General features: G+C 70.7%; 19 protein-coding genes. 13 read left to right on the forward strand and 6 right to left on the reverse strand.

Translation table 11 applies throughout. The features are described from left to right. Window positions 1–6: 6 nt before the first annotated feature. Window positions 7–915, reverse strand: a complete 909-nt coding sequence (locus Q0747_RS05290; protein WP_298253033.1) for a sugar-binding transcriptional regulator — start codon at window positions 913–915, stop codon at window positions 7–9. 256 nt (window positions 916–1,171) lie between these two features. On the opposite strand from Q0747_RS05290, the gene Q0747_RS05295 reads away from it, so the two are divergent. From Q0747_RS05295 to holA, 8 genes are all read left to right on the forward strand, one after another. Next, entirely contained in the window at window positions 1,172–2,863 is a 1,692-nt protein-coding gene (locus Q0747_RS05295; RefSeq protein ID WP_298253035.1) for a glycerol-3-phosphate dehydrogenase/oxidase, read from the forward strand. 138 nt (window positions 2,864–3,001) lie between these two features. Beyond that, a complete protein-coding gene (locus Q0747_RS05300; protein WP_298252339.1) occupies window positions 3,002–3,745 on the forward strand; it encodes an MIP/aquaporin family protein in 744 nt (247 codons plus the stop codon). Window positions 3,746–3,808: 63 nt separating this feature from the next. Further along, a complete protein-coding gene (gene glpK / locus Q0747_RS05305; RefSeq protein WP_298252341.1) occupies window positions 3,809–5,326 on the forward strand; it encodes a glycerol kinase GlpK in 1,518 nt (505 codons plus the stop codon). Between the two features lie 266 nt (window positions 5,327–5,592). Further along, entirely contained in the window at window positions 5,593–8,091 is a 2,499-nt protein-coding gene (leuS, locus tag Q0747_RS05310) for a leucine--tRNA ligase (protein ID WP_298252343.1), read from the forward strand. Continuing rightward, window positions 8,091–8,999: a DegV family protein gene (locus tag Q0747_RS05315; RefSeq protein WP_298252345.1), complete on the forward strand. Its 909-nt coding sequence runs from the start codon at window positions 8,091–8,093 to the stop codon at window positions 8,997–8,999. The genes leuS and Q0747_RS05315 overlap by 1 nt, the downstream gene beginning before the upstream one ends. 440 nt (window positions 9,000–9,439) lie before the next feature. Further along, complete coding sequence (locus Q0747_RS05320) at window positions 9,440–10,291, forward strand: ComEA family DNA-binding protein (protein ID WP_298252347.1); 852 nt, start codon at window positions 9,440–9,442, stop codon at window positions 10,289–10,291. 62 nt (window positions 10,292–10,353) lie between these two features. Beyond that, on the forward strand, window positions 10,354–13,035 hold the full coding sequence (locus tag Q0747_RS05325) for a ComEC/Rec2 family competence protein (RefSeq protein ID WP_298252349.1): 2,682 nt from the start codon (window positions 10,354–10,356) through the stop codon (window positions 13,033–13,035). Between the two features lie 55 nt (window positions 13,036–13,090). Beyond that, window positions 13,091–14,107 (forward strand): DNA polymerase III subunit delta, encoded by a 1,017-nt coding sequence (gene holA, locus Q0747_RS05330; RefSeq protein WP_298252351.1) that lies wholly within the window; start codon window positions 13,091–13,093, stop codon window positions 14,105–14,107. Between the two features lie 151 nt (window positions 14,108–14,258). Here the strand turns inward: holA and rpsT are convergent, their stop codons facing one another. Further along, window positions 14,259–14,519: a 30S ribosomal protein S20 gene (gene rpsT, locus Q0747_RS05335; protein ID WP_298252354.1), complete on the reverse strand. Its 261-nt coding sequence runs from the start codon at window positions 14,517–14,519 to the stop codon at window positions 14,259–14,261. A gap of 212 nt (window positions 14,520–14,731) precedes the next feature. Continuing rightward, window positions 14,732–15,298: a type II toxin-antitoxin system PemK/MazF family toxin gene (locus tag Q0747_RS05340; RefSeq protein WP_298252356.1), complete on the reverse strand. Its 567-nt coding sequence runs from the start codon at window positions 15,296–15,298 to the stop codon at window positions 14,732–14,734. A gap of 194 nt (window positions 15,299–15,492) precedes the next feature. On the opposite strand from Q0747_RS05340, the gene lepA reads away from it, so the two are divergent. Both lepA and hemW read left to right on the forward strand, forming a co-directional pair. Beyond that, complete coding sequence (gene lepA / locus Q0747_RS05345; RefSeq protein ID WP_298252358.1) at window positions 15,493–17,346, forward strand: translation elongation factor 4; 1,854 nt, start codon at window positions 15,493–15,495, stop codon at window positions 17,344–17,346. A gap of 30 nt (window positions 17,347–17,376) precedes the next feature. Then, window positions 17,377–18,606, forward strand: a complete 1,230-nt coding sequence (gene hemW / locus Q0747_RS05350) for a radical SAM family heme chaperone HemW (RefSeq protein ID WP_298252360.1) — start codon at window positions 17,377–17,379, stop codon at window positions 18,604–18,606. A 60-nt stretch (window positions 18,607–18,666) separates the two neighbouring features. Here the strand turns inward: hemW and Q0747_RS05355 are convergent, their stop codons facing one another. Both Q0747_RS05355 and Q0747_RS05360 read right to left on the reverse strand, forming a co-directional pair. Beyond that, window positions 18,667–19,083 carry a DUF4870 domain-containing protein gene (locus Q0747_RS05355; protein WP_298252362.1) on the reverse strand — a complete coding sequence of 139 codons (417 nt, stop codon included), beginning with the start codon at window positions 19,081–19,083 and terminating at the stop codon, window positions 18,667–18,669. Window positions 19,084–19,161: 78 nt separating this feature from the next. Beyond that, the gene (locus Q0747_RS05360) at window positions 19,162–20,013 is read right to left on the reverse strand and encodes a DUF3097 family protein (protein WP_298253037.1); all 852 of its coding nucleotides are present in this window, start codon (window positions 20,011–20,013) and stop codon (window positions 19,162–19,164) included. A gap of 172 nt (window positions 20,014–20,185) precedes the next feature. Between Q0747_RS05360 and hrcA the strand changes: the two genes are divergently transcribed. The 3 genes from hrcA to Q0747_RS05375 all read left to right on the forward strand — a co-directional run bounded on the left by hrcA (window position 20,186) and on the right by Q0747_RS05375 (window position 23,182). Beyond that, window positions 20,186–21,199: a heat-inducible transcriptional repressor HrcA gene (gene hrcA / locus Q0747_RS05365; RefSeq protein ID WP_298252364.1), complete on the forward strand. Its 1,014-nt coding sequence runs from the start codon at window positions 20,186–20,188 to the stop codon at window positions 21,197–21,199. A gap of 79 nt (window positions 21,200–21,278) precedes the next feature. Further along, a complete protein-coding gene (gene dnaJ, locus Q0747_RS05370) occupies window positions 21,279–22,412 on the forward strand; it encodes a molecular chaperone DnaJ (protein ID WP_298252366.1) in 1,134 nt (377 codons plus the stop codon). A 2-nt stretch (window positions 22,413–22,414) separates the two neighbouring features. Continuing rightward, window positions 22,415–23,182, forward strand: coding sequence for a 16S rRNA (uracil(1498)-N(3))-methyltransferase (locus Q0747_RS05375; protein WP_298252368.1), 768 nt, complete (start codon window positions 22,415–22,417; stop codon window positions 23,180–23,182). Window positions 23,183–23,254: 72 nt separating this feature from the next. Here Q0747_RS05375 and Q0747_RS05380 read toward each other — a convergent pair whose 3' ends face one another. After that, window positions 23,255–24,241, reverse strand: a complete 987-nt coding sequence (locus Q0747_RS05380; protein ID WP_298252370.1) for a GerMN domain-containing protein — start codon at window positions 24,239–24,241, stop codon at window positions 23,255–23,257. Window positions 24,242–24,643: the final 402 nt, after the last annotated feature.

The raw sequence follows: 24,643 nt of genomic DNA on the forward strand, positions 1-24,643 counted from the left end.
ATCGCGTCAGACCCCGATCAGTCGCCGCGCGGAGCCCTCGTCGAGGATGAGGTCCGTGGCCAGGCCCGCGGCGAGCGCCCCACGCAGGCCGTGGATCTTCGACTCGCCGGACACGACGCAGATGCGCCGGCCGACCCGCCGGAGATCATCCAGGTCGGGGCCGGTGCTGCGCTCGTTCAGCAGGATGTTCCGGTGGCTGCCGTCGGCCCGGAAGAACATCGTGGCCACGTCGCCCACCACGCCGTCGGCCTCCAGGGTCTCCAGGTCCTCCGGGTCGAGGTACCCGCCGCTGTAGACGTGGCTGGGAATCCCCGCCCCGATGGAGCCGACGCCGAAGATGGCCATGGTCATGCGCTCCTGCAGATCCAGGATCCGCCGCACGCTGCGTTCGTTCCACATGGCCTGCTTCGTCCCGGCGTGGTCGAAGAACGCCGGGACGGGGAACTGCTCCACGCGCGCGCCGTAGGCCTGCCCGAAGCGGCGCAGGATCTCGCTGGCGTAGGAGATCCCCGTGGTCTCGGTGTTGCCCGCACCGTTCAGCTGCACGATCGTGCTGTCGTGCGTCTGCTTGCGCGTGAGGCAGTGGCTCACCGCGCTGAGGGTGGAGCCCCACGCCACGCCGATGATCGCGTTGGAGTCCACGAGCGGACCGATGGTGCGCGCTGCCTGCAGCGCCACGCGGTTGAGCACCTCCGACTCGTTGACGGTATCGGCGATCGGCACCACGTGCGCCTCGATGTCGAACCGGCGACTTATCTGCTGCTCCAGCGCGGGCGTGCGTTCCGTCGGGTTGTTCACCTGGATCTGCACGAGGCCCGTGCCGCGCGCCATGGCCAGCAGTCGCGACACCGTGGAGCGCGAGGTCCGCAGTTCGCGCGCGATGGCGTCCATGGTCAGATCCTGCAGGTAGTACATCTGCGCGGCGCGCAGGGCGTCGCGTGACCGGGTACCGGAGGCGTGCCCGGGGAGCGGAGGCTCGGCCTCGTTGGTCGCCGTCATGACACCAGTGTCGACCCCCGTGCACGTTCGTGCAAGGCGGTTGACTGTTATTTGCAGTGCTCGGACACTTGAGGGGCAGCACCCATTCCAGACATTGACGTTACGGAGTAGTACCTTGAGCATCCCAGCCGGCCGGACCAGTCATGAAGGCGCAGCAGAATCGACCCGCACGGTGGTGCAGGAGCTCAGGGACAACCCCAGAGCCTCCGTGCTCATCATCGGCGGCGGGATCAATGGTGTGGGCACGTTCCGCGATCTGGCGCTGCAGGGGGTGGACGTGGCCCTCGTGGAGCGCGGCGACTACTGCCAGGGTGCCTCCGGTGCGTCCTCGCACATGATCCACGGCGGTATCCGCTATCTCGAGAACGGCGAGTTCCGCCTCGTGCGCGAATCGGTGATCGAGCGCAACGCGCTCATGAAGATCGCCCCCCACTACGTCAAGCCCCTGCAGACCACGATCCCCATCTACTCCACCTTCTCGGGCATCCTCTCCGCACCGCTGCGCTTCCTGACGCACAAGCAGGGCAAGCAGGTGGAGCGCGGTGCCGTGCTCATCAAGGCCGGCCTGACCATGTACGACTTCTTCTCCCGCGACGGCGGCAATGTGCCCCGGCACTCCTTCGTGGGCCGCAAGAAGGCCCTCGCCTCCATGCCGGACCTGCGCAAGGACGTCAAGTACGCCGCCACCTACTTCGATGCCTCGGTCCACAACCCCGAGCGGCTCACGCTCGACGTGCTGCGCGACGGCCAGACGGCCAACCCGGCGGCCCGGGCGGCCAACTACGTCAGCGCGGTCAGCGCGGGCGAGGACGGCGTGGAACTGCGCGACGAGCTCACGGGCGAGACCTTCACCTTCCAGGCCGACGTCGTCGTCAACGCCTCGGGTGCCTGGACGGACGAGACCAATGCCGCACTGGGAACCAGGACCCGGTTCATGGGCGGGACCAAGGGCTCGCACATCGTGCTCGACCACCCGGAGCTGCTGAAGGCCTGCAACGGTACCGAGATCTTCTTCGAGCACGTCGACGGCCGGATCGTCCTCATCTACCCCATGGGCGACCGGGTGCTCGTGGGCACCACCGACATCGACGTCGACGTCACCGAGCAGGCGGTGTGCACCGACGAGGAGATCGACTACTTCTTCGAGCTCATCGGCCACGTCTTCCCGGACATCACGGTTGCCGCGAAGGACATCGTGTACTCCTTCTCCGGCGTCCGTCCACTGCCCCGGCACGACGAGACCCAGCCCGGCTTCGTGTCCCGCGACTACCGGATCGAGAAGCGCGAGGAGAAGGCCGACGGCCGCGCCGTGACCACGCTGAGCCTCGTGGGCGGCAAGTGGACCACGTTCCGTGCGCTGTCCGAGCATCTCGCCGACGACACGCTCGCCGCACTGGGCACCCCGCGCCGCACCTCCACCGCCGGCCTGGCCATCGGCGGCGGGAAGGACTTCCCCACGGACGAGGCCGCGGAACGCGCCTGGGTCAGGGGCATGGTGCGCCCCGGCTTCGACGAGGCGCGCGTGCGGGTGCTGCTGACCCGGTACGGGACCCGTGCGAGCGATGTCATCGACTACCTCACCGAAGGACCCGACCGCGTGTTCACCTCGACCGCCGAGCTGAGCACCCGGGAACTGGCCTACATGGTGGAGCACGAGCAGATCGGCCACCTGATCGACGTGCTGATCCGCCGTACGTCGCTGGCCTTCCGCGGCCTCGTCACCGAGGAGCTGCTCGCCGAGCTGTCCGAGACCCTGGCGCCACTGCTGGGCTGGGACGAGGCACAGGCAGCGGCCGAGATCGGGCTGGCCGGCACGGTCCTCGCCGAGGCCCACAGGGTGCACGTCAAAAGCCTGACCTCGTAGCGGCTCCCGCCGCGACGACGTCGAACCGCTGTCACTCGCAGCGGTGCAATGCCAACGGCAGCGGTTGCCGGGGGGAACCAACGGGTGCCGTCGAGGCGGCGGCACCCGACGACAAGTGAATAGACAAAGGAGTCAAGGATGTCTCTGGAAGTGTTCGTCGCCGAAACCTTCGGCACAATGCTGCTACTGCTGCTCGGTACGGGTGTGGTCGCGAACGTCGCGCTCGCCAAGACCAAGGGCAACAACGGCGGCTTTCTCATGGTCAACTTCGGGTGGGGGCTCGCGGTCTTCGCGGGTGTCTACGTGGCCGCCCTCTCGGGAGCCCACCTGAACTTCGCCGTCACCATCGGACTGCTCTTCAGCGACTCCGCTGAATACGCACCGGGTGTCGACAAGACCTTCGTCACCACACTCGCGTACTTCGCGGCCCAGATGCTCGGCTCGATCATCGGCGCCGTCCTGTGCTGGCTGTCCTACAAGCACCACTTCGACGAGGAGCCCGATCCCGCCAACAAGCTCGGTGTCTTCGCGACCGGCCCGGCGATCCGCTCCTACGGCTGGAACATGGTCACCGAGATCATCGCGACCTTCGTCCTCGTGCTCGTCATCCTCTCGTTCGCAGGGACCCCGTCCGGACTCGGCCCCCTGGCCGTCGCACTCCTCGTGGTCGGCATCGGCGCCTCGCTCGGCGGGCCCACCGGATACGCCATCAACCCGAACCGTGACCTCGGCCCGCGCATCGCGCACGCCTTCCTGCCCATCAAGGGCAAGGGCTCCAGCGACTGGGCCTACGCCTGGGTCCCGGTCTTCGGACCGGTCATCGGCGGTGCGCTCGCCGGCATCGTGGTGCAGTTCATCTCGTTCCCCGTCGTCGCCGCCTGAGAGCAGGCTCCCGCGGCTCCCAGCAGCCGCTGATCACCCCCTCATGAACTGAAGGAGTACGACATGTCACAGCAGTACGTCATCGCCATCGACCAGGGCACCACCTCCAGTCGGGCCATCGTGTTCGACCACAAGGGCGAGATCGTCTCGTCCGGTCAGAAGGAACACGAGCAGATCTTCCCGAAGGCCGGCTGGGTGGAGCACGACCCGGCCGAGATCTGGAACAACACGCGCGAGGTCATCGGCTCGGCCCTGTCCAAGGCCAATCTCACGCGGCACGACATCGCCGCCGTCGGGATCACCAACCAGCGCGAGACCGCCGTCGTGTGGGACAGGACCACCGGCCAGGCCGTCTACAACGCCATCGTCTGGCAGGACACCCGGACGCAGTCCATCGTCGACGAACTCGCGCAGGACGGCGGGGTGGAGCGCTACAAGGCCACGGTCGGTCTGCCGCTGGCCACCTACTTCTCCGGCACCAAGATCAAGTGGATCCTCGACAACGTCGAGGGTGCGCGTGAGAAGGCGGAGGCCGGCGACCTCATCTTCGGCAACACCGACTCCTGGGTGACCTGGAATCTCACCGGCGGCACCGACGGAGGCGTGCACATCACCGACGTGACCAACGCGTCCCGCACGCTGTTCATGGATCTGGAGACCCTCAGCTGGGACGAGTCGATCCTGGCCGACTTCGGTGTGCCCGTGTCGATGATGCCCGAGATCAAGTCCTCGTCCGAGGTCTACGGCACGGTGCACACCTCGCAGCTGCTGCGGGAGACCCCGGTGGCCGGCATCCTCGGCGACCAGCAGGCGGCGACCTTCGGGCAGGCGGCCTTCGACAAGGGCGGCGCGAAGAACACCTACGGCACGGGCAACTTCATGATCGTCAACACCGGCGAGGAGATCGTCCACTCCAAGAACGGCCTGCTCACCACCGTCTGCTACAAGCTCGGCGACGCCAAGCCGGTGTACGCGCTCGAGGGATCCATCGCCGTCACGGGCTCGCTCATCCAGTGGCTCCGGGACAACCTGGGCATGATCAGGAGCGCGCCCGAGGTGGAGCAGCTCGCCACGACCGTGGAGGACAACGGCGGCGTCTACATCGTGCCCGCGTTCTCCGGCCTCTTCGCACCGTACTGGCGCTCGGACGCCCGCGGCGCGATCGTGGGACTCACCCGGTTCGTGAACAAGGGCCACATCGCCCGTGCCGCGCTGGAGGCCACCGCCTTCCAGACCCGGGAGGTGCTCGATGCCGCCAACGCCGACTCCGGCGTCGACATGGAGGACCTGAGGGTCGACGGCGGCATGGTCGCCAACGATGCCCTCATGCAGTTCCAGGCGGACATCCTCGGGATCCCGGTCATCCGCCCGAAGGTGACGGAGACCACCGCGCTCGGCGCCGCCTACGCCGCGGGACTCGCCGTCGACTTCTGGAAGGACACCGACGAGCTCGCGGCCAACTGGTCGGAGGACAAGCGCTGGAACCCCACCATGGACGCCGCCGCGCGCGACCGCCAGCTGCGCCTGTGGAAGAAGGCCGTCACGAAGACCTTCGACTGGGTCGACGAGGACGTCGAGTAGCACAGCAGTCACCGTACGCCCGGTCCGTCCGACGGACCGGGCGCACGGTGCCCGCCGCGAGGGTCGCGGGAGCACACTGCTAAAGTGAGGGCATGCCGCGGATCCTCCTCCTTCCCTAGCCGCACGGTCACGACCCTGCGGCGGCCCCTCCTGCGTGAGGGGCTTTTGTGTGTTCGGCGCCGACCGGCCACATCGCGCAGCGCATCACCCGCCGGCCGGGAGGGCACGCCCGGCACCACGTTCCACCGACAAGGACAGGCCATACAGTGAGCACCAACCCAGGGGACGTCCAGCCGGACGAGAACACCTACGACGTCGCGGCGATCGAGGCCAGGTGGCCCGCCGTGTGGGACAGGCTCCAGCCCTTCGCCCCGTCCGACGACGGCGAGCGCGAGCGCCGCTACGTGCTCGACATGTTCCCCTACCCCTCGGGCGATCTGCACATGGGTCACGCCGAGGCCTTCGCCATGGGCGACGTGGTGGCGCGCTACTACCGGCAGCAGGGCTTCGACGTGCTCCACCCCATCGGCTGGGACTCCTTCGGCCTGCCCGCCGAAAACGCGGCGATCAAGCGCAACGCCCACCCGGCCGAGTGGACCTACGCCAACATCGAGACCCAGGCCACGTCCTTCAAGCGCTACGCGATCAGCGCCGACTGGAGCAGGCGGGTCCACACCTCCGATCCCGGGTACTACCGCTGGACCCAGTGGCTGTTCGTCCGGTTCTTCCAGCGGGGCCTGGCCTACCGCAGGAACTCGCCGGTCAACTGGTGCCCGAAGGACCAGACGGTGCTCGCCAACGAGCAGGTGGTCAACGGGGCGTGCGAACGCTGCGGCACCCCGGTGACCAAGAAGAACCTGAACCAGTGGTACTTCAGGATCACCGACTACGCCGACCGGTTGCTGGACGACATGGAGCAGCTCAAGGGCCACTGGCCCGAGCGCGTCCTGGCCATGCAGCGCAACTGGATCGGCCGCTCCGAGGGGGCGCACGTGCGCTTCTCCATCGAGGCCGACGGCGGGAAGCCGGCCGTGGACGTGCCGGTCTTCACCACGCGCCCCGACACCCTGTACGGGGCCACCTTCTTCGTCGTCGCCGCGGACGCCCCGCTGGCGCTGGACCTCGTCACCGCGGACCGCCGGGCGGAGCTGGAGGCCTACCGGGAGCAGGTCAAGGGCCTGTCCGAGATCGAACGGCAGGCCACGGAGCGGGAGAAGACCGGCGTCTTCACCGGCCGCCACGCGATCAATCCGCTCACGGGGGAGAAGCTGCCGGTCTGGGCCGCCGACTACGTGCTGGCCGACTACGGCACGGGTGCAATCATGGCGGTCCCGGCCCACGACCAGCGGGACCTCGACTTCGCCCGGACCTTCGACCTGCCCGTGCGCACCGTCGTGGACACCGGAGCCGAGGATGCCGCGGTGACCGGCATCGCCACGATCGGCGAGGGCACCCTCGTCAACTCGGGGGAGCTGAGCGGACTCGACCGGGACGCCGCCATCCGTCGTGCCGTCGAGCTCATCGAGGGGCAGGGGACCGGCGAGCACACCGTCAACTACCGCCTGCGTGACTGGCTGCTGTCGCGACAGCGCTTCTGGGGCACTCCCATCCCGATCATCCACTGCCCGTCCTGCGGTGAGGTCCCGGTACCGGACGACCAGCTCCCGGTGACCCTGCCGGAGGGTCTGCGCGGCGAGGCACTGGCACCGAAGGGGACCTCACCGCTGGCCGCGGTCGAGGAGTGGGTCAACGTCCCGTGCCCGGCGTGCGGCGGCGCTGCCGAGCGCGACACCGACACCATGGACACGTTCGTCGACTCGTCCTGGTACTACCTGCGCTTCGTGAACCCGCAGCTCGAGACCGCCCCCTTCGAGACCGAGGCGGTGAACCGGTGGTTGCCCGTGGGGCAGTACGTGGGCGGTGTGGAGCACGCCATCCTGCACCTGCTCTACAGCCGGTTCTTCACCAAGGTCCTGTTCGATCTCGGCATGGTGGACTTCACCGAGCCGTTCGGTGCGCTGCTGAACCAGGGCCAGGTGCTCAACGGTGGCAGGGCCATGAGCAAGTCCCTCGGCAACGGGGTCGATCTCGGCGAGCAGCTGGACCGCTACGGGGTGGACGCCGTCCGCCTCACCATGGTGTTCGCCTCGCCGCCGGAGGACGACGTCGACTGGGCCGATGTCTCGCCGTCGGGCTCCGCGAAGTTCCTCGCCCGAGCCTGGCGGCTGGGGACGGACGTGACGAGCACTGTGGGGACCGACCCCTCGACGGGGGATCGGGCCCTGCGCTCGATGACGCACCGTACCGTCGCCGAGGCGGCCGCCCTGATGGAGGGCAACAAGTTCAACGTGGCGATCGCGAAGCTCATGGAGCTGGTCAATGCCACGCGGAAGGCGGTCGACTCCGGGGTGGGCGGCGCGGACCCCGCGGTGCGCGAGGCCACCGAGGCCGTGGCGATCCTCCTGAGCCTGTTCGCCCCCTACACGGCGGAGGACCTCTGGAACCGCCTGGGTCACGAGGCGACCGTCGCGACCGCCGGCTGGCCCGCCGTCGACCCGGAGCTGGTGCGGCAGGAGAGCGTGGTCGCGGTGGTCCAGGTCCAGGGCAAGGTGCGGGAGCGCCTGACGGTCTCGCCCGACATCGGCGAGGACGAGCTGCGCGAGCTCGCGCTGGCCAGCGACCAGGTGCAGCGCGTGCTGGACGGGCGCGGTATCCGGACGGTCATCGTGCGGGCCCCCAAGCTGGTCAACATCGTCCCGGCCTGATGGACGCCGACGCCGCTCCCGACGATGCGGAGGTACCGGCGCGCATCGCCGTCGTCACCGATTCGGCAGCCGGTCTCCCGCCCGCGTGGCTGGAGCCCGGCGGTGCGGCGCACGGGATCCGCACCGTCGCGCTGCCGGTGCTCGTGGGGCACGACATCCTCACCGGGGAGCACGACGACGTCACCGCACCCCTGATGCTGGCCCTGGCCGCAGGGGCGGACGTGCGCACCTCCCGGCCGTCGCCGGGCCAGTTCGACCGCGCCTACGGGCAGCTCGCCGACGAGGGGTTCGACGGCGTCGTCTCCGTCCATCTCTCGGGCCTGCTCTCCGGCACGGTGGATGCGGCACGCATGGCCGCCGCCCGCGCGTCGTTGCCCGTGGAGGTCATCGACACGCGCACCGCGGGGATGGCGCAGGGCCGCGCGGCGCTCGCGGCCCTGGACGCGGTCCGGACGGGGGCGGAGCTGCACGCGGCGGCGGCGACCGCGGCGATGGTCGCGCGGGCGTCCTCCCTCTACTTCTACGTCCCGAGCGTCGAGCAGCTGCGGCGCGGCGGGCGCATCACGGCGGCCGCCGGATGGCTGGGCACCCTCCTGTCGGTCCGGGTCATCCTGCATGTCCGCGGTGGCGCCCTGGTGCCCCTGGAGCGCATGCGCTCGGCGGCACGCGGACTGCAGCGGCTCGAGGAGCTCACCGCCACCGACGTCGCCGCGCGGAGCGGCAGCGTGCACCTGACCGTGCACCATTTCGGCAACGAGGAGGACGCCCTCGCCCTCGCGGAGCGCCTCGGGACCGTCGCCCGCGCCGCGTCCGTCTCGACGGCACCCTGCCCGGCCGTCCTCGCCGCGCACGCAGGGCTGGGCGTGCTGGCGGTGACGGTCAGCTCCGCAGCAGCCGGGGAACGGTGAGCCCGGGCCTCGGCCGCTCGGAGGATGTCCACATAGGAGCGACCCGACCCGGTGGTGCCGACCCGGCCTCCTAGCGTGGGGCCATGGGAACGCATCGATGGCCAACCACCGGGGACCCCCGCCGACCGGACGCCCGCCGACCGGACCCCGCGCCGGAGACGGCTGCGCCGGCGTCACTGCAGCACGCCCGGTCCCCCGCCGCTCCGGCGGCGGGAGAAGACCGCGAGGGGCGGCGAACCCCGTCCGGTACCGGCCCCGCCGGCAGCAGTGCTCCGCCGGACCGGGTGCGGCTGCCCCGACCGTCCGGCCGGGCGCCGGGCCCCGTCCGGGACCCTGCTGACTGGGACCCGCCGGACCACGCCGCTGGTGATCCGGACCCCGTTGATCTGGACCCCGTTCATCCGGACCCTGGTGATCCGGATCTCGCCGAGGACGCCCCTGTGGACACCAGGACTGCCGGCGGTATCACCGGAGCGAGGAGCGTCCACAGCGCCGGCCTCCGGTGGCGCGTCGGCCGGTCGGCCGCCCTCGTCTTCCTCGGCGTGGCCCTGGCCGTGGGAGCCGCACTGTTCCTCGTCCGCAGCTCCGAGCCGTCCGCCGCTGCCCTATCCGTGGAACTCGACGCCACCCGTCCCACGGTGTCGGGTCCCACTGTGTCCGGTTCCTCCGCGGCGTCAGCACCGCCGGGCACACCCGTCGGGACCCCGCCCGCGGTGGACGGTCCCGTCGGTCCGGATACGGGTGGAGGACCGGGGAGCGGCACGGCTGGTGGACCACCGGGACAGGACGGCGCCGGCACGATCGTCGTCTACGTCACCGGGGCGGTCGCCGCTCCCGGCGTCGTGACCGTGCGGAACGGGACACGGCTGGGGGAGATCCTCGAGGAGGTGGGGGGAGCACTCCCGGACGCCGACCTGGAGATCGTCAATCTCGCGGCGCCGCCCGTCGACGGCCAGCACATCCACGTCCTCGCCGTCGGGGAGGAACCGAGGATCGTTCCGGGGGAGCAGCCGGCGGTTCTCGCTCCGGCCTCCGGCCCGGGCCCGACGACGGGCGGTCCTATCGGCTCCGGTGACGGTCAGGAAGGGGGCCCCGGCCAAGTGATCGACCTCAACACGGCCACGCTCGCGCAGCTCGAGACACTGCCCCGCGTGGGCCCGGTGCTCGGCCAGCGCATCATCGACTGGCGCGAGGACAACGGGCCCTTCCTGCAGGCGGAGGACATCGACGCCGTTCCGGGTATCGGCCCGGCGATGCTCGAGGGCATCCTGCCGCTCGTCTCCGTGCGGTGAGGGCCCACCCGCCGCGTCCCCGTCCCGCGCCACCCCCGGGAGGGCCACCGGAGGAGGGTGCGGTGGCAGCGGGCGGGCGTCCTTCGCCGTGGCGGTGGGCCGGAGACGTCCGTCTCGTCCCGGCCGTCGCCGCGGCCTGGCTCGGCGCCGTCCTGGCCCTGCGCGGGGAGGCGACCCACGCGACGGCTGCCGGGCTGATCGCCGCGGGAGCCGCGGCGGTGCTCGTGCTCCTGGCTCTGCTGTCCCCGGGGGAGGATCGCCGCCCCTGGGCCGTCCTGCCGGTGCAGGGCATCGTCCCCCTGGCAGCCCTGGCGCTGGTCCTGCTCTCCACCGGCGGCAGTCTCGCCCGGGCGGAGTACGGGCCGGTGGCCGACGCCGCCGAGGGGAAGATCCCGCTCGTGGCCCTGCTCCGGGTCTCCGGAGAGCCCGTGGCCGTGGGACCGGGTTCGTTCGGCGGCGGTGACCGCTTCATGGTCGAGGCGGTGGTGACCGGGGGGATGCTGCGTGGCAGGACCTTCGCCGCCCGGACCCCGGTCGTGGTCTTCGGCCCGGAGCTGTGGGGCACCCTGGGGACGGGGGACACGGTCCGCGCCTCCGGGACAGTGGCTCCGCCGGACCGGATCGGCCGAGCGGTGGCGGTCTTCGTCCCCGCGGGCGCGCCGGTGATCGGGAAGGCCGGCGGCTGGCTCGCCCACACCGCGGACCTCAGGCGCGATGTCCGTAACCTCTCGCTGCGCGACGACCGGGACGGGGGCCTGCTGCCGGGGATGACTCTGGGTGATCGCACGGGCATGGACCCGGCACTCGCCGACGCGATGAGGACGACAGGTCTGACGCATCTCACCGCCGTGAGCGGGGCGAACTGCTCCTACGTGGTCGGATTCGCCTACCTGGGCCTGCGGGGGCTCCGTCTGTCCCGATTCCCTGCGGCGGCGGGTGCCGTGGTCGCCCTCCTCGGCTTCGTCCTGCTGGTCCGGCCCGAACCGAGTGTGCTCCGGGCCGCGCTCATGGGCACCATCGGCATCGTCGCCGTGCTGTCGGGTCGGGGCAGGGTGTCCCTGACCCTCCTGCTGGTCTCGATCATCGTGCTCCTGGCGGCCGATCCGTGGCTCTGCGTGTCCTTCGCCTTCATCCTGTCCGTCCTGGCGACCTTCGGCCTCATCACGGCCGGGCCGACGGTCGTCGCGGTCCTCACACCGATCATGCCCCGGCTGATGGCGCAGGTACTCGCCATACCGCTGACCGCCCAGCTGTTCTGCCTGCCCGTCCTCGTCCTGCTCCAGCCCGCCCTGCCGCTGTACTCGCTCCCGGCGAACGTCCTGGCCTCACCCGCCGTGCCGGGCATCACCCTCCTCGGCATGCTCGCGGTCCTGGCGCTCGTCGCCGCCCCCGCGCTCGCCCACCCGCTGATCCTCGCGGCGCAGTGGGGCACGCGGTGGGTGGCAGGCGTCGCCGAGACGTTCGCCGCGGCACCGGTGGCGTCACTGCCCTGGGTGCCCGGCATCGGGGGCACCGCACTCGCGGCCGTCGGCTCAGCCCTCGTGCTGCTCGTCATCATGCGCGGGACACACTCCCGAGGACACCGCCGCAGGGCGCGGGACGGGCCGGCCGGCCGGAGCCGGAACGCGCACCAGAGCCCGGACGCGGACAGGTCCCGGGGGCGGACACCCCCTGCAGGGACACCCCCTGCACGGACACCCCCTGCACGGAAACCCATCACACCGGGGCCACACCCCCCGGACGGGCGATGGCCGCGGCGGCACGGAGGACCACCATCGCGCGCCGTCGTCGTGACGATCCTGGTCCTGGTGCTCGCCGTCGGAGCAGTGCTCGTCGTACGGACCCCGGCGCCCGTGGAGGAGCGGTGGGTCATGGCCCTGTGCGACGTCGGGCAGGGCGACGGGATCGTCGTCAGGACCACGGCCAGCCATGCCCTGGTGGTCGACGTCGGACCCGACCCCGACGCCATGGACCGCTGCCTGGACCGCCTGGGCATCGGGGTGATCGACGCGCTGGTGATCTCGCATCTGCACGAGGACCACTACGGGGGCATCGCCGGTGCTGTCCGGGGACGCACCGTGGACGCGCTGTACTACTCCACGGGGGAGGACGGCCTGCCCCGGGCGGTGACCGAGGCCGCGCTCGACGCGGGGGTGGACGCCACGAGACTGACGGAGGCCTCGGATCTCGATCTGCCGCCACTGGACGTCGAGGTCCTCCACGCCGGCGGACACGACGCGGGAGCGGAGGAGAACGATTCGAGTGCGGTGCTCCGGGTGCTCGTCCCCGCGCCGGGGCGATCCCTCGGTGTACTGCTGATGGGCGACCTCGAGGAACGGGCCACCGACGTCCTGCTGCGGGAGCACCCCGCGCTGACCGAGGGCTCCGTGGACGTGCTGAAGATCGCCCACCACGGCGCGCGGAACGGGGGAACGGCGATCATCGACGCCGTCAGGCCGCATCTGGCCCTCATCTCCGCGGGACGCGACAACGACTACGGTCACCCGCACCCGGAGACCCTGGAGGCGCTGGCCGCCGACGGCATCGCCGTCGCCCGGACGGACGACCTCGGCTCCTTCAGAGTCGACGTCGTGGGTACGAGACTCGAGGTGCGCGCCGCGGGACGAGTCTCCGGCCGCCGCCCGGCACGCGGGGGACGAGGAGCCGCCCGGCACGCGGGGGACGAGGAGCCGCAGGGTCCGGCCTCGACAGCCCGACCCGACGGCTCCGGGGCGCGGCTTTGAGGCGCGGTGGTGCCGTGCGACAGTAGGTGTTGATCCAACAGAAGGGAGCCGCCTCGTGGCCACACCGCCGAAGGGTGCGCGCAGCAGCGGCGGCAGCCGGCAGCCCACCTCCTGGCGAGAGGCGAAGCCGTCCGCCGTCGTCCTCCTGACCGGTCCCGAGGAGTACCTGGCCTCCAGGGCCGCCGAGTCCATCCGTCACCAGGTCCGGGCGGTGCAGCCCGACGCCGAGCTCGTCCGCTTCGACGCCGGAGCCTACGAGACCGGTGCCCTCGCCCTCCAGACCAGCCCGTCGCTGTTCGGCGACTGGAAGATCATCGAGGCTTCGGGCCTGGCCCAGATGAGCGACGACTTCCTCGTGGATGCGCTCGCCTACCTCACCGATCCGGCGCCCGACGTCGTACTCGTACTGAGCCACGCGGGCGGCAACCGCGGCAAGAAGCTGCTCGACGCGGTGAAGGCCATGGGGAGCGCCACGATCGTCGAGTGCCAGCCCCTGAAGAAGGACGCCGAGAGGGCGGACTTCGTCACCACGGAGTTCCGTCTCGCACGGCGCCGCATCGAACCGGACGCCGTCCGGGCCCTCGTCGCCTCCGTCGGCTCCCGGCTGGCCGAGCTCGCCGCGGCCTGCCAGCAGCTGATCGCCGACACCTCCGACGAGGTGACCGTGGAGCTGATCGAGAAGTACTACGGCGGCCGGATCGAGGCCACCGGCTTCAAGGTGGCCGACGCCGCGCTGGCCGGGCGTACCGCCCAGGCGCTGTCGATGCTCCGCCATGCGCTCGCGACAGGCGCCGACCCCGTGCCGATCGTGGCCGCGCTCGCCATGAAGGTGCGTGCGGTGGCGAAGGTCCACGGGGCCAGGGGTTCCTCGGGCCAGCTGGCCGGGGAACTGGGCATGGCGCCGTGGCAGGTGGACCAGGCGCGCAGGGAGGCCCGGCGCTTCAGCTCGGCAGCCCTCGCACGCAGCGTCCGCGCCCTCGCAGACGCGGACGCCCAGGTCAAGGGCGAGGCGCGTGATCCGGTGTACGCGGTGGAGCGGGCGGTCACCGTCATAGCACTCGGCGACGACTGACCGGAGCGGGTGCCGGGCTGCCGGAACGACGGAGGACACGATCCCCGGGGAACGACGGAGGGCCCCACTCCCGAGGGAGTGGGGCCCTCCGCGAGAGGGTCCTCAGCTCGGCTCCCGAGGGAGTGGGGCCCTCCGTGCAAGGGTCAGCAGCTCAGAGCGCGTTGACCTTCTTGGAGATCGCGGACTTGCGGTTCGCCGCATTGTTGCGGTGCAGCACACCCTTGCTGACAGCCTTGTCCAGCTTGCGGCTGGCGGTCTGCAGAGCCGTCGTGGCGCCGTCCTTGTCCGAGCCGGCGATCGCCGTGTGCACGGCGCGGATGGCCGTCTTCAACTCGGAGTTGATGGAGCTGTTGCGCTGCCTCGCCTTCTCGTTGGTGAGGATGCGCTTCTTCTGGGACTTGATATTTGCCACGTATGAGAACTTTCTTTGTATTGCGGACTGGTCGTGAGGGTAGTTCGGCCGACCGACGACTGAGCGGCGTGGGGATACCGTGTGGAGATCGGCTGAAGTGCCCGGAGACCTGCGCGGACACACAGCTGTAAAGACTAGCAGAAACGGGCATCGGACAGGGCTGGGTGCCGGCGCCGTCCGCCGGGACGCCCCGGTCCACGGCCCGTCGCGGGTCAGTCGAGCAGGTGCTCGGGCACGGATGCGATGACCCGGCGGAAGCGGTCGACGTCGAGCACGGCTCCCTCGCGCCGGATGTCCCCGGAGCCGATGCGCAGCAGCCGGTCCACCTTCACCTCGCTGGGCCGCCCCTGCCGGTCCCAGGCACCCGTGCCGATGTCGACATAGCGGTCGTCATGCTCCAGGGCGTTGTTGCGGTCCCGGCTCGTGAGCATCAGACCGAGCAGTGTCCCGCCGTCGCGCCCCACGAGCAGCACCGGTCGATCCTTGCCCCGGCTCGGATCGTCCTCGTACGCCACCCAGGTCCAGACGATCTCGCCGGGATCCGGCTCCCCGTCGTGGGAGGGGGAGTAGGACAGCAGTGCCCGCTCCCGAGGAGTGTCCTGGGTCCCGCGTGCCCGCCGTGGGCCCGGTCGGGGCGCGGGGGCGCTCTGCCCGCGGCCTCCGGTGGAGCGTGTCCGTCGACCGCTGCGGCGGCCGACGGCACCCGTGGTGTCCGAGGCGCTGTCGACCACGCGGATGATGCGGCGTGCCAGGGACAGGAGGGATCCGACACTTACCATGCCACGGATCGTACCGACCGGCGTGGGCCCGACGCCAGCCCCCGACCGCGCTGTGCGGCGCCTGCGGTACCGGGGCGTTTGCCGCCGCGTGGGACACTGAGGGGAGAGAACTGGTGCGAACCGGCGTCGGCTGCCCGAGAGACAGCGCCGGCGCCGCGTCCGCCCTCCCTGTCCCGCGAACGTGAGGAACCCACGTGTCACCCATGGCCCGCACCGCCCCGGTGCCCGCCGCCACCGACCCGGCGATCATCAGGAACTTCTGCATCATCGCCCACATCGATCACGGCAAGTCCACGCTGGCGGACCGCATGCTGCAGCTCACGGGCGCCGTCGAGCAGCGCGACATGAAGGCGCAGTACCTGGACCGCATGGACATCGAGCGGGAACGGGGCATCACCATCAAGTCGCAGGCCGTACGGCTGCCGTGGGAGGTCGACGGCACCTCCTACGCCCTCAACATGATCGACACACCGGGCCACGTGGACTTCACCTACGAGGTCTCCCGCTCCCTGGCGGCGTGTGAGGGTGCCCTCCTGCTCGTCGACGCGGCGCAGGGCATCGAGGCGCAGACACTGGCGAACCTGTACCTGGCGATGGAGAACAACCTCACCATCATCCCGGTGCTGAACAAGATCGATCTGCCCGCCGCTCAGCCCGAGAAGTACGCCGCGGAACTCGCGGGCCTCATCGGCGGGGACCCCGAGGACGTCCTGCAGGTCTCCGGCAAGACCGGCGTGGGCGTCGAGGCCCTGCTGGACAAGATCGTGCAGGAACTACCCGCCCCCACGGGCGATCCCGACGCACCGGCACGCGCCATGATCTTCGACTCCGTCTACGACACCTACCGCGGCGTGGTCACCTACGTCCGCGTCGTCGACGGGAACCTCCGGCCGCGCGAGCGCATCCAGATGATGTCCACCCGCGCGAGCCACGAGCTGCTCGAGATCGGGGTCAGCTCACCCGAGCCCAAGCCCTCCAAGGGCCTCGGCGTCGGGGAGGTCGGGTACCTGATCACCGGCGTCAAGGACGTCCGCCAGTCGAAGGTCGGTGACACCGTCACCACGCTGGTGAAGCCGGCCGCGGAATCGCTGGGCGGCTACGAGGACCCCAAGCCCATGGTCTTCTCGGGCCTCTACCCGCTCGACGGCACGGACTATCCCGTCCTGCGCGACGCGCTCGCCAAGTTCACCCTCAACGATGCCGCCCTGGTCTACGAACCGGAGACCAGCGCCGCACTGGGCTTCGGCTTCCGCGTGGGCTTCCTGGGTCTGCTGCACCTGGAGATCACCCGTGAGCGGCTCGAGCGTGAGTACAACCTCGACCTGATCTCGACCGCTCCGAATGTCGAGTACCAGGTGACCCTCGAGGACAGGACCGTGCTGCTGGTCACCAACCCCAGCGAATACCCGGGGGGCAAGATCGCCGAGGTCCGCGAACCCATGGTGTCCGCGACCATCCTCGCCCCGTCCGAGTTCGTGGGTGCCATCATGGAGCTCTGCCAGCAGCGCCGCGGCGTGCTCGGCGGCATGGACTACCTGTCCGAGGACAGGGTGGAGATCCGGTACCGGCTGCCGCTGGCGGAGATCGTCTTCGACTTCTTCGACCTCCTGAAGTCCAAGACGCGCGGCTACGGCTCCCTGGACTGGAAGGCCGACGGCGACCAGGTCTCCGACCTCGTCAAGGTGGACATCCTCCTGCAGGGCGACCAGGTCGACGCCTTCAGCGCCATCACCCACCGCGACAAGGCCTACGCCTACGGCGTCATGATGACCGGCAAGCTGCGCGAACTCATTCCCCGGCAGCAGTTCGAGGTGCCCATCCAGGCCGCGATCGGCGCCCGCATCATCGCCCGCGAGAGCATCAGGGCCATCCGGAAGGACGTGCTCGCCAAGTGCTACGGCGGCGACATCACACGCAAGCGCAAACTGCTCGAGAAGCAGAAGGAGGGCAAGAAGCGCATGAAGATGGTCGGGCGCGTGGAAGTGCCCCAGGAAGCCTTCATCGCCGCCCTGTCCTCCGACGAGTCGAAGGACAAAGCCAGGAAGTGAGAACACGCTCCGGACCACCGGGAGGTCCCGTTGCCTAGCGCGCTGCCCCTCGGTCTCCCGGCGCCCGAGGACGGCACCCTTCCGCCGGCCGCCGTCGACGGGGCGGCCGCGAGGGACTTCGGCCTCTACGTACACATACCGTTCTGTGCCGTCCGCTGCGGCTACTGCGATTTCAACACCTACACGGCCACCGAGCTGGGGGGAGGGGCCTCGCAGGACGCCTACGCCGACTCCGTGCTCGGCGAACTCGCCCTCGGCGCACGGGTGCTGACCTCCTCCGGGCTACCGGAGAGGGCCCTGTCCACCGTGTTCTTCGGCGGGGGCACGCCCACGCTGCTCCCGGCGTCGGACCTCGGGACCATCCTGCGCACCGCCACGTCGCTGTGGGGGCTGGCTCCCGGCGCCGAGGTGACCACGGAGGCGAACCCGGACTCGGTCACGCCGGAGTCCCTGCGGACGCTGCGGGAGGCCGGCTTCACCCGTGTCTCCTTCGGGATGCAGTCGGCGGTGCCCCACGTGCTCGCGGTCCTGGACCGCACCCACGCACCCTCCCGCGTACCGCAGGCGGTGGCATGGGCGAGGGAAGCGGGACTGGCCGTGAGCCTCGATCTCATCTACGGCACGCCCGGCGAATCCCTCGAGGACTGGCGGACCACCCTGACCACCGCCCTGTCCTACGGACCGGACCACATCTCCGCCTATGCCCTGATCATCGAGGAAGGCACTCGCCTGGCCGCACGCATCCGCCGGGGTCAGGTGGCGCCCATCGACGACGACGACCACGCCGACAAGTACGCGCTCGCCGAACAGCTGCTCACCGCGGGTGGCTTCACCTGGTACGAGGTCAGCAACTGGGCACGGACACCCGAGGACCGGTGCAGGCACAATCTCGCGTACTGGCGTGGTGACGACTGGTGGGGCGCCGGACCCGGCGCGCACTCCCATGTCGGTGGTACCCGCTGGTGGAACGTCAAGCACCCCCGGGCATACGCGCAGGCCCTGGAGGCGGGCCGCTCGCCGGCCGCCGGTCGCGAGGTCCTCTCGGACACCGATCGGTCCGTCGAGGACGTCATGCTGCGCGCCCGGCTCCGCGACGGCCTGGGCACCGACCGGCTCACCCCCGCAGGACGGACGGCCGTGGCCGGGCTCATCGCCGACGGACTGATCGAGCCTGCCGCGGCCTTCGCCGGTTCCGTGGTGCTGACGTTCCGTGGGCGCCTGCTGGCCGACGCCGTGGTACGACGGCTCCTTCCCGACTGAGGCGCGGGGTGTGCCTCCCGGACGGGGCCGCGCGGCCGGCTGTCGGGGGAGGCCCGGGCGTCAGGGGATGAGGCGCAGGTTCAGGGCGTAGCGGTAGGGCTTGCCGCGGTTGACCTGGATGCCGGCGTGGACGGAGAGGAGGGTGACGGTGAGCCAGATCAGCGCATTGAGGACAGCGAACACCGCGCCGATCACGGGGATGAGCGAGAGCAGCCAGGCCAGAAGTGCGAGGACGGTCGGGGGCAGCGTGAAGTTCAGCGCCTCCTTCGACTCCTGCGCGGTGAAGGGGCCCCGGTTCCTGAAGATCAGGTAGATCAGCAGGGAGGGGATGAAGCCGAGGATCCCGCCGAAGTGGGCCAGGGTGGCGAACTGCCGGTCCTCCGACGCCGTCAGGGGTGGGGCCTGGGCCGGCGTCCCCTCGAACGCGGACTCCGAGGTGCGCTGCCCGCGCTGCGGGTTCTCGGCTCTGTTGGACAACGGGCTTCCTTTGCTGGCGGGCGGATCCTGGACTCCGCCGTCTGGGTCAAGGATACGTGCTGGTCGGTCCAGGGCGACTCAGGCCCGGCCCGGGGCGGCCGTGAGGAAGTCGATGACCTCCTCGATGCGACCGAGCAGCGAGGGTTCCAGATCCGCGTAGCTGGAGACCGAGCCGAGGATGCGCTTCCACCCGTGCGCCACGTCTGCCTGGTCGTGGTGCGCCCAGCCGAGACCCGCGAGGATACCGGTCTTCCAGTCCTGCCCGCGCGGCACCACGGGCCAGGCGGTGAGGCCAAGCACGCCCGGTCTCACCGCCTGCCAGACGTCCACGTAGGGATGCCCCACGATCAGGACGTGCTCCTGGGCCCCGGGAACGGTCATGGCCTGCCGGGCGATCCGCGACTCCTTGGTGCCCGGGAGCAGGTGGTCGACGACGATGCCGAGTCGGCGCCCCAGCCCGGGAGCGAAGGAGCGGATGGCACCCTCGAGGTCGTCCACGCCGTGCAGCGGCTCGACCACGATTCCCTCCAGCCGCAGGTCGTCCCCCCAGACCTTCTCGACGAGTTCGGCGTCGTGTTGGCCCTCCACCCAGATCCTGCTGGCCAGGGCGGTGCGCGCCCTCGGGTTCTCCACCCGCACCGAGCCGGAGGCCGTCCTGGTGGACGCGGGCACCTTCGCGGCGGCCGGCGCGACGACGTGCACCGGAACGCCCTCGAGCAAGAACCCGTGGCCCAGGCGGAAGGTCCGCTGCTTGCCGCGCCGGTCCTCGAGGACCATGACGTGGAGTCCGCCCGACTTCTCCACCCGCAGCACGGCCCCGACGAAGCCGCTCTGGACGTCCTCGAGGACCATCTGTCGCTCCACGGGCACGTCGCGGAGCTGCACGCGCGCCGGTGCGGAGAGATCCTGTGCGCCCCAGCCGTAGTCCATCCCTGACCTGTCCTCCAGACGACGGTCCGGGCGGATGCCGGCACCGGTGTCCAATGCTAACAATCGGCCGGATCGTATTAGACTTGGCACTTGGGCGTGTCGAGTGCTAACCGCTCGGGCCGCCCGCGTCGCGAGCCCACGACAGAGGAACAGACCCGGAGGTGACCAGACGATGAGTGAACCACGCCGCCTGGAGGTACTCCGGGCGATCGTCGAGGACTACGTCCATTCGCGCGAGCCCGTCGGCTCGAAGGCACTCGTGGACCGGCACCGGCTCGGGGTCTCCTCGGCCACGATCCGCAACGACATGGCGGTCCTGGAGGAGGAGGGGCTCATCGCGGCCCCGCACACCAGCTCGGGCCGCATCCCCACCGACAAGGGGTACCGGCTCTTCGTCGACCGGATCTCCGAGGTGAAGCCGCTCTCGGCGGCGGAGAAAAAGGCCATCCAGTCGCTCCTCGACGGAGCGGAGGACCTCGACGACGTCATGGCCAGGACGGTCCGGCTGCTCGCGCAGCTGACCAACCAGGTGGCCGTCGTCCAGTTCCCCCGTGCCCAGGGGGCGTCCGTCCGGCACGTCGAGTGCGTGCTGGTCGCTCCGCAGCAGGTCCTCGTGGTCCTGATCGCCACCAACGGCAGCGTGCAGCAGCGCGTGGTCTGGATGCCGCTGGAGATCCGCGAGGCGGAGCTCACCGAGCTCAAGCAACGCCTGCAGTCCGCGGTGTCCGGCCTGAGACTCTCCGCCCTGCCCGCGGCGCTCGATGCCGTCCTCCTGCAGCTCCCTCCGACGCTGAGGGCCCACGGGGGTACCATTGCCGGAGCGCTGGGGCAGCTCGCCGATCTCGGGCGGGACGATCGGATCGTGCTCGCCGGCACCGCCAACCTGGCCCGCTTCACGGGTGATTTCCCGCTGAGTATCGGTCCGGTCCTGGAAGCACTCGAGGAGCAGGTGGTGATGCTGCGGCTCCTGTCCGAGATGGAGTTCGACGCGCGCGGCATCTCCGTACGGATCGGCAGCGAGAATCCCTACGGCGGGCTTTCGGAGGCCTCGGTGGTGGCCACGGGATACGGCCCCGACGCCGGCGCACGGCTCGGGGTGCTCGGGCCCACCCGGATGGACTACCCCACGACCATGGCGGCGGTGCGCGCCGTCGCCCGCTACGTCTCGCGGGTACTCGAGGAGTAGGCCGCACCAGGCGGTGCTCCGGATCACGGACGACCGCATTCAGCTGACAACAGTTCTCAACAGGAAGTGATGTGCACGAGTGAGTAATCACTATGAGGTCCTCGGTGTGGCGCAGGGTGCGACCGGGGAAGAGATCAAGAAGGCGTACCGCAAGCTGGCAAGGAAGCTCCACCCGGATGTGAACACCGGGGACGACGCCGCCGAGGAGTTCAAGCTCGTGACCCGTGCCTACGAGGTCCTGTCGGACCCGCAGAAGCGGCGCGTGTACGACACGACGGGCAACGAGAACGGCACGGACACCGGGTATGGTGCAGGCTACTCCGGCTCCGGCTTCGCCTTCCAGGACATCTTCGAGACGTTCTTCGGGGGTAGTGGTGGCCAGCAGGCCGGCACTCCGTCCCGGACCCGGCGCGGCCAGGACGCACTGATCAACGTACGGATCGACCTGAAGGACGCCGTCTTCGGCTCGAACAAAAAGATCGAGGTGGACACGGCGGAGGTGTGTCCCACCTGTGACGGCACGTGCTGCCAGCCGGGGACCAGCGTGCGCACCTGCGACATCTGCGGCGGCTCGGGCCAGGTCCAGCGCGCCGTGCGTTCCATCCTCGGCCAGGTCATGACGAGCGCACCCTGCGGCACCTGCCAGGGATACGGCACCGTCATCCCCCACCCGTGCCACGAGTGCAGCGGCGAGGGCCGCGTCCGTGCCCGCCGGACCCTGACCATCAAGGTCCCCGCCGGCGTCGGCACGGGCACGCGCATCCAGCTCGCCGGCCAGGGCGAGGCCGGAGTCGCCGGAGGACCGCAAGGCGACCTGTACGTGGAGATCCGTGTCAACACGGACTCCACCTACCTGCGCGACGGTGACGACCTGCACGTCACCCTGAGTGTCCCCATGACGGCCGCCGCCCTCGGCACCACCGTCCGCCTGGACACCTTCGACGGCGATCAGGAGCTGTCGATCAAGCCGGGCACGCAGTCCGGGGAGATCCTGACCCTCCGGAATCTCGGCGTCACGCACCTGAGGAACCAGGGCAGGGGGGACCTTCGGGTCCACCTGAACGTGGAGACACCCCGCAACGTCGATCCGCAGCAGGAGGAGCTCCTGCGCCAGCTCGCCGAACTGCGCAGCGAGGAGTACACCGACGGGCAGCTGGCCAGCAACGGTTCGGGTGTCTTCGCCCGCCTGCGGGAGCGACTCGGGAACCGCTGATCGTGACGCAGCCCCTCTTCTTCGCCCCGCGGGAGGCCGTCCGGGCCGCCGTGCCCGGCGAGCTCTTCGTGCTCGACGGTGAGGAGGGCCGCCACGCGGCCACGGTGCGCCGACTCGGACCGGGGGAGCGGGTCGACGTCTCCGACGGTGCCGGCTACCGCATCAGCGGCAGTGTCACCGGCGTCGGAGCAGGCACGCTCGAGATCGGGATCGACTCCGCCGGGCAGGATCCGGAGCCCGCGCAGCGTCTCGTCCTGGTCCAGGCCCTCGCCAAGGGCGGGCGCGACGAGCAGGCGGTCGAGGCGGCGACCGAGCTCGGCGTGGACGCCGTGGTCCCGTGGCACGCCGAGCGCAGCATCGTCCGCTGGCGGGGCGAGAAGACGGAGAAGGGGCGCCTGAAGTGGCAGTCGCTCGTCGCGGCGGCGGCCAAGCAGTCCCGCCGGTCCTTCGTGCCGGAGGTCCAGGCACTCGTCGACACCGCGGGGCTCGTACGCTGGGCCTCCGGGCTCGACCACGTGATCGTCCTCCACGAGGACGCCGCCTCCTCGCTCGAGCGGGGCATCTCCGTGCTACGGGAGACCGGCAGGACCGGGAACGTGGCCACCACCGCCGTGGTGGTGGGGCCCGAGGGCGGGATCAGCACGGCGGAGCTGCGATCCCTGCAGGCGGCGGGGGCCACGGCGGCCCGACTCGGTCCCCATGTGCTGCGGTCCTCCACGGCCGGCCCCGCGGCCCTCGTCCTCCTGAACCACCTGCTCGGGCGCTGGTAGGCCGGGCCGGGGCCGCCGCATCACGGCGGCGCGGCGCTATCGGCGGTCATACCCGTGCGGCGCTACCGTCGGTCATCCGACGACGACGGTGGACGAATCCGCCGCCACCCTGCCCTCGAAGGGGACGGAGACGGTGATCTCGTAGCGGCCGGGGGGAAGATCGACGGAGAAGGAATAGGTCCCCGCGGCGTCGTCCCCGCCGATGCCCACGACTCCCTCGCTGACGGGGCGGCCCGGGTCCGGGCGGCCCCGCTGCAGGGGGAGGATGCTCCAGGTCGCCGAGCTCCGTGGCGCCCAGACCACCCCGTGGACCGTCAGGGTACCGGCGTCGAGCCCCACGCCCTCCTGCGGGTCGATGATCCACACCGGCGCGAGGACGGAGGCGTCGCGTGACCACTCGCCGCCGAGATCGACGGAGCCGAAGGCCCGGTAACCGGCGGTGGCGTCCACGAGGACGATCACCGAGCTCGCCTCGCCTCCCCGGATCAGACCGGCGTCCGAGGCCGCCGCCGTGGCGGTGTAGATCAGCTGCTGCACGGCGAGGAGTGCCTCGTCCTCGCCGAGCTGCCCGTCGAAGGCGTCCGCGGAGATGTCGAGCGTGATGACGTTGTCCGTGGAGATCGAGGAGCTCACCTCGGAGGCAGGACTCCACGGCGAGCGGTAGTCCGGGTCGAGGGGATCCTCCGAGGTCATGAGGTGCACGGCGTCCGAGATGGCGTCGCCGGAGGCACCGGCGGGTGATCTGCGGAACTCCCGGAACAGGCGTTCGACGCCACCGCTCTCACCCACCCAGTAGACGGGGACGAGCGGACCCGTCTCCCCGGCCGGGGAGGAAGCCGTGTCCGCGGTCCGGGTCGCGCCTGCGGACGACGTCGTCCCGGATCCGATCGTCGGTTCCGGTGTGGGCGCCGCGGTCAGATCCGTGGTCACTGCTGTGCCGTCGAGCGGGCCCACCGCCGGAGCCACGAAGACCGCTCCGGCCACGAGCACCGCGCCCGTGACGAGCAGGATGCCCCCGAGGCCGAGTCTCTTCGTCCGGAGGGGATCGGGCTCGCTCATACCGGCCCCTTTCCTTCGGGCGCAACGCGGTTCGGTCGACGGGACACGGCAGGTGCCGGTGTCCCTGAGGAGGACAGGGTGATCCGGGGAGTCGAGCGGCTTTTCGCGGCGCGTCGGTCAGGGCGGCCTCGGCCGCTCCCCGGATCCGTCCCAGCTTGGCACAGGCCGGATGCTGTCAGGACGCCGATCGCCGGGATGTGGACGATGTGCAACCCGATCGATATGCATTCGTCACCGCTTCGCGATCCGCACGGTCCGTCGGGGCCTGCCGTCCGGAGCGCGGACCGGTTCCGCTCCTCCGGAACCCTCCTGCCGCGGCGGGCCCATGCCGTAACATTGTGCTGTGCGCGGTGTACGACTGCCCCGGTGGATCCGGGCCCGTCGGTGCGGCGCGGCCGCAGC

The sequence above is a fragment of the uncultured Arthrobacter sp. genome (assembly GCF_947493765.1).
Classification (GTDB): domain Bacteria; phylum Actinomycetota; class Actinomycetes; order Actinomycetales; family Micrococcaceae; genus Arthrobacter_D.

Excerpts from the sequence above, each read along its gene's own strand:
- Q0747_RS05300 (WP_298252339.1), top strand. The coding sequence starts at position 3,002 with ATGTCTCTGGAAGTGTTCGTCGCCGAAACCTTCGGCACAATGCTGCTA.
- Q0747_RS05380 (WP_298252370.1), bottom strand. The coding sequence starts at position 24,241 with ATGAGCGAGCCCGATCCCCTCCGGACGAAGAGACTCGGCCTCGGGGGC.
- Q0747_RS05290 (WP_298253033.1), bottom strand. The coding sequence starts at position 915 with ATGTACTACCTGCAGGATCTGACCATGGACGCCATCGCGCGCGAACTG.
- hrcA (WP_298252364.1), top strand. The coding sequence starts at position 20,186 with ATGAGTGAACCACGCCGCCTGGAGGTACTCCGGGCGATCGTCGAGGAC.
- Q0747_RS05360 (WP_298253037.1), bottom strand. The coding sequence starts at position 20,013 with ATGGACTACGGCTGGGGCGCACAGGATCTCTCCGCACCGGCGCGCGTG.
- Q0747_RS05340 (WP_298252356.1), bottom strand. The coding sequence starts at position 15,298 with ATGGTAAGTGTCGGATCCCTCCTGTCCCTGGCACGCCGCATCATCCGC.
- Q0747_RS05315 (WP_298252345.1), top strand. The coding sequence starts at position 8,091 with ATGGACGCCGACGCCGCTCCCGACGATGCGGAGGTACCGGCGCGCATC.
- glpK (WP_298252341.1), top strand. The coding sequence starts at position 3,809 with ATGTCACAGCAGTACGTCATCGCCATCGACCAGGGCACCACCTCCAGT.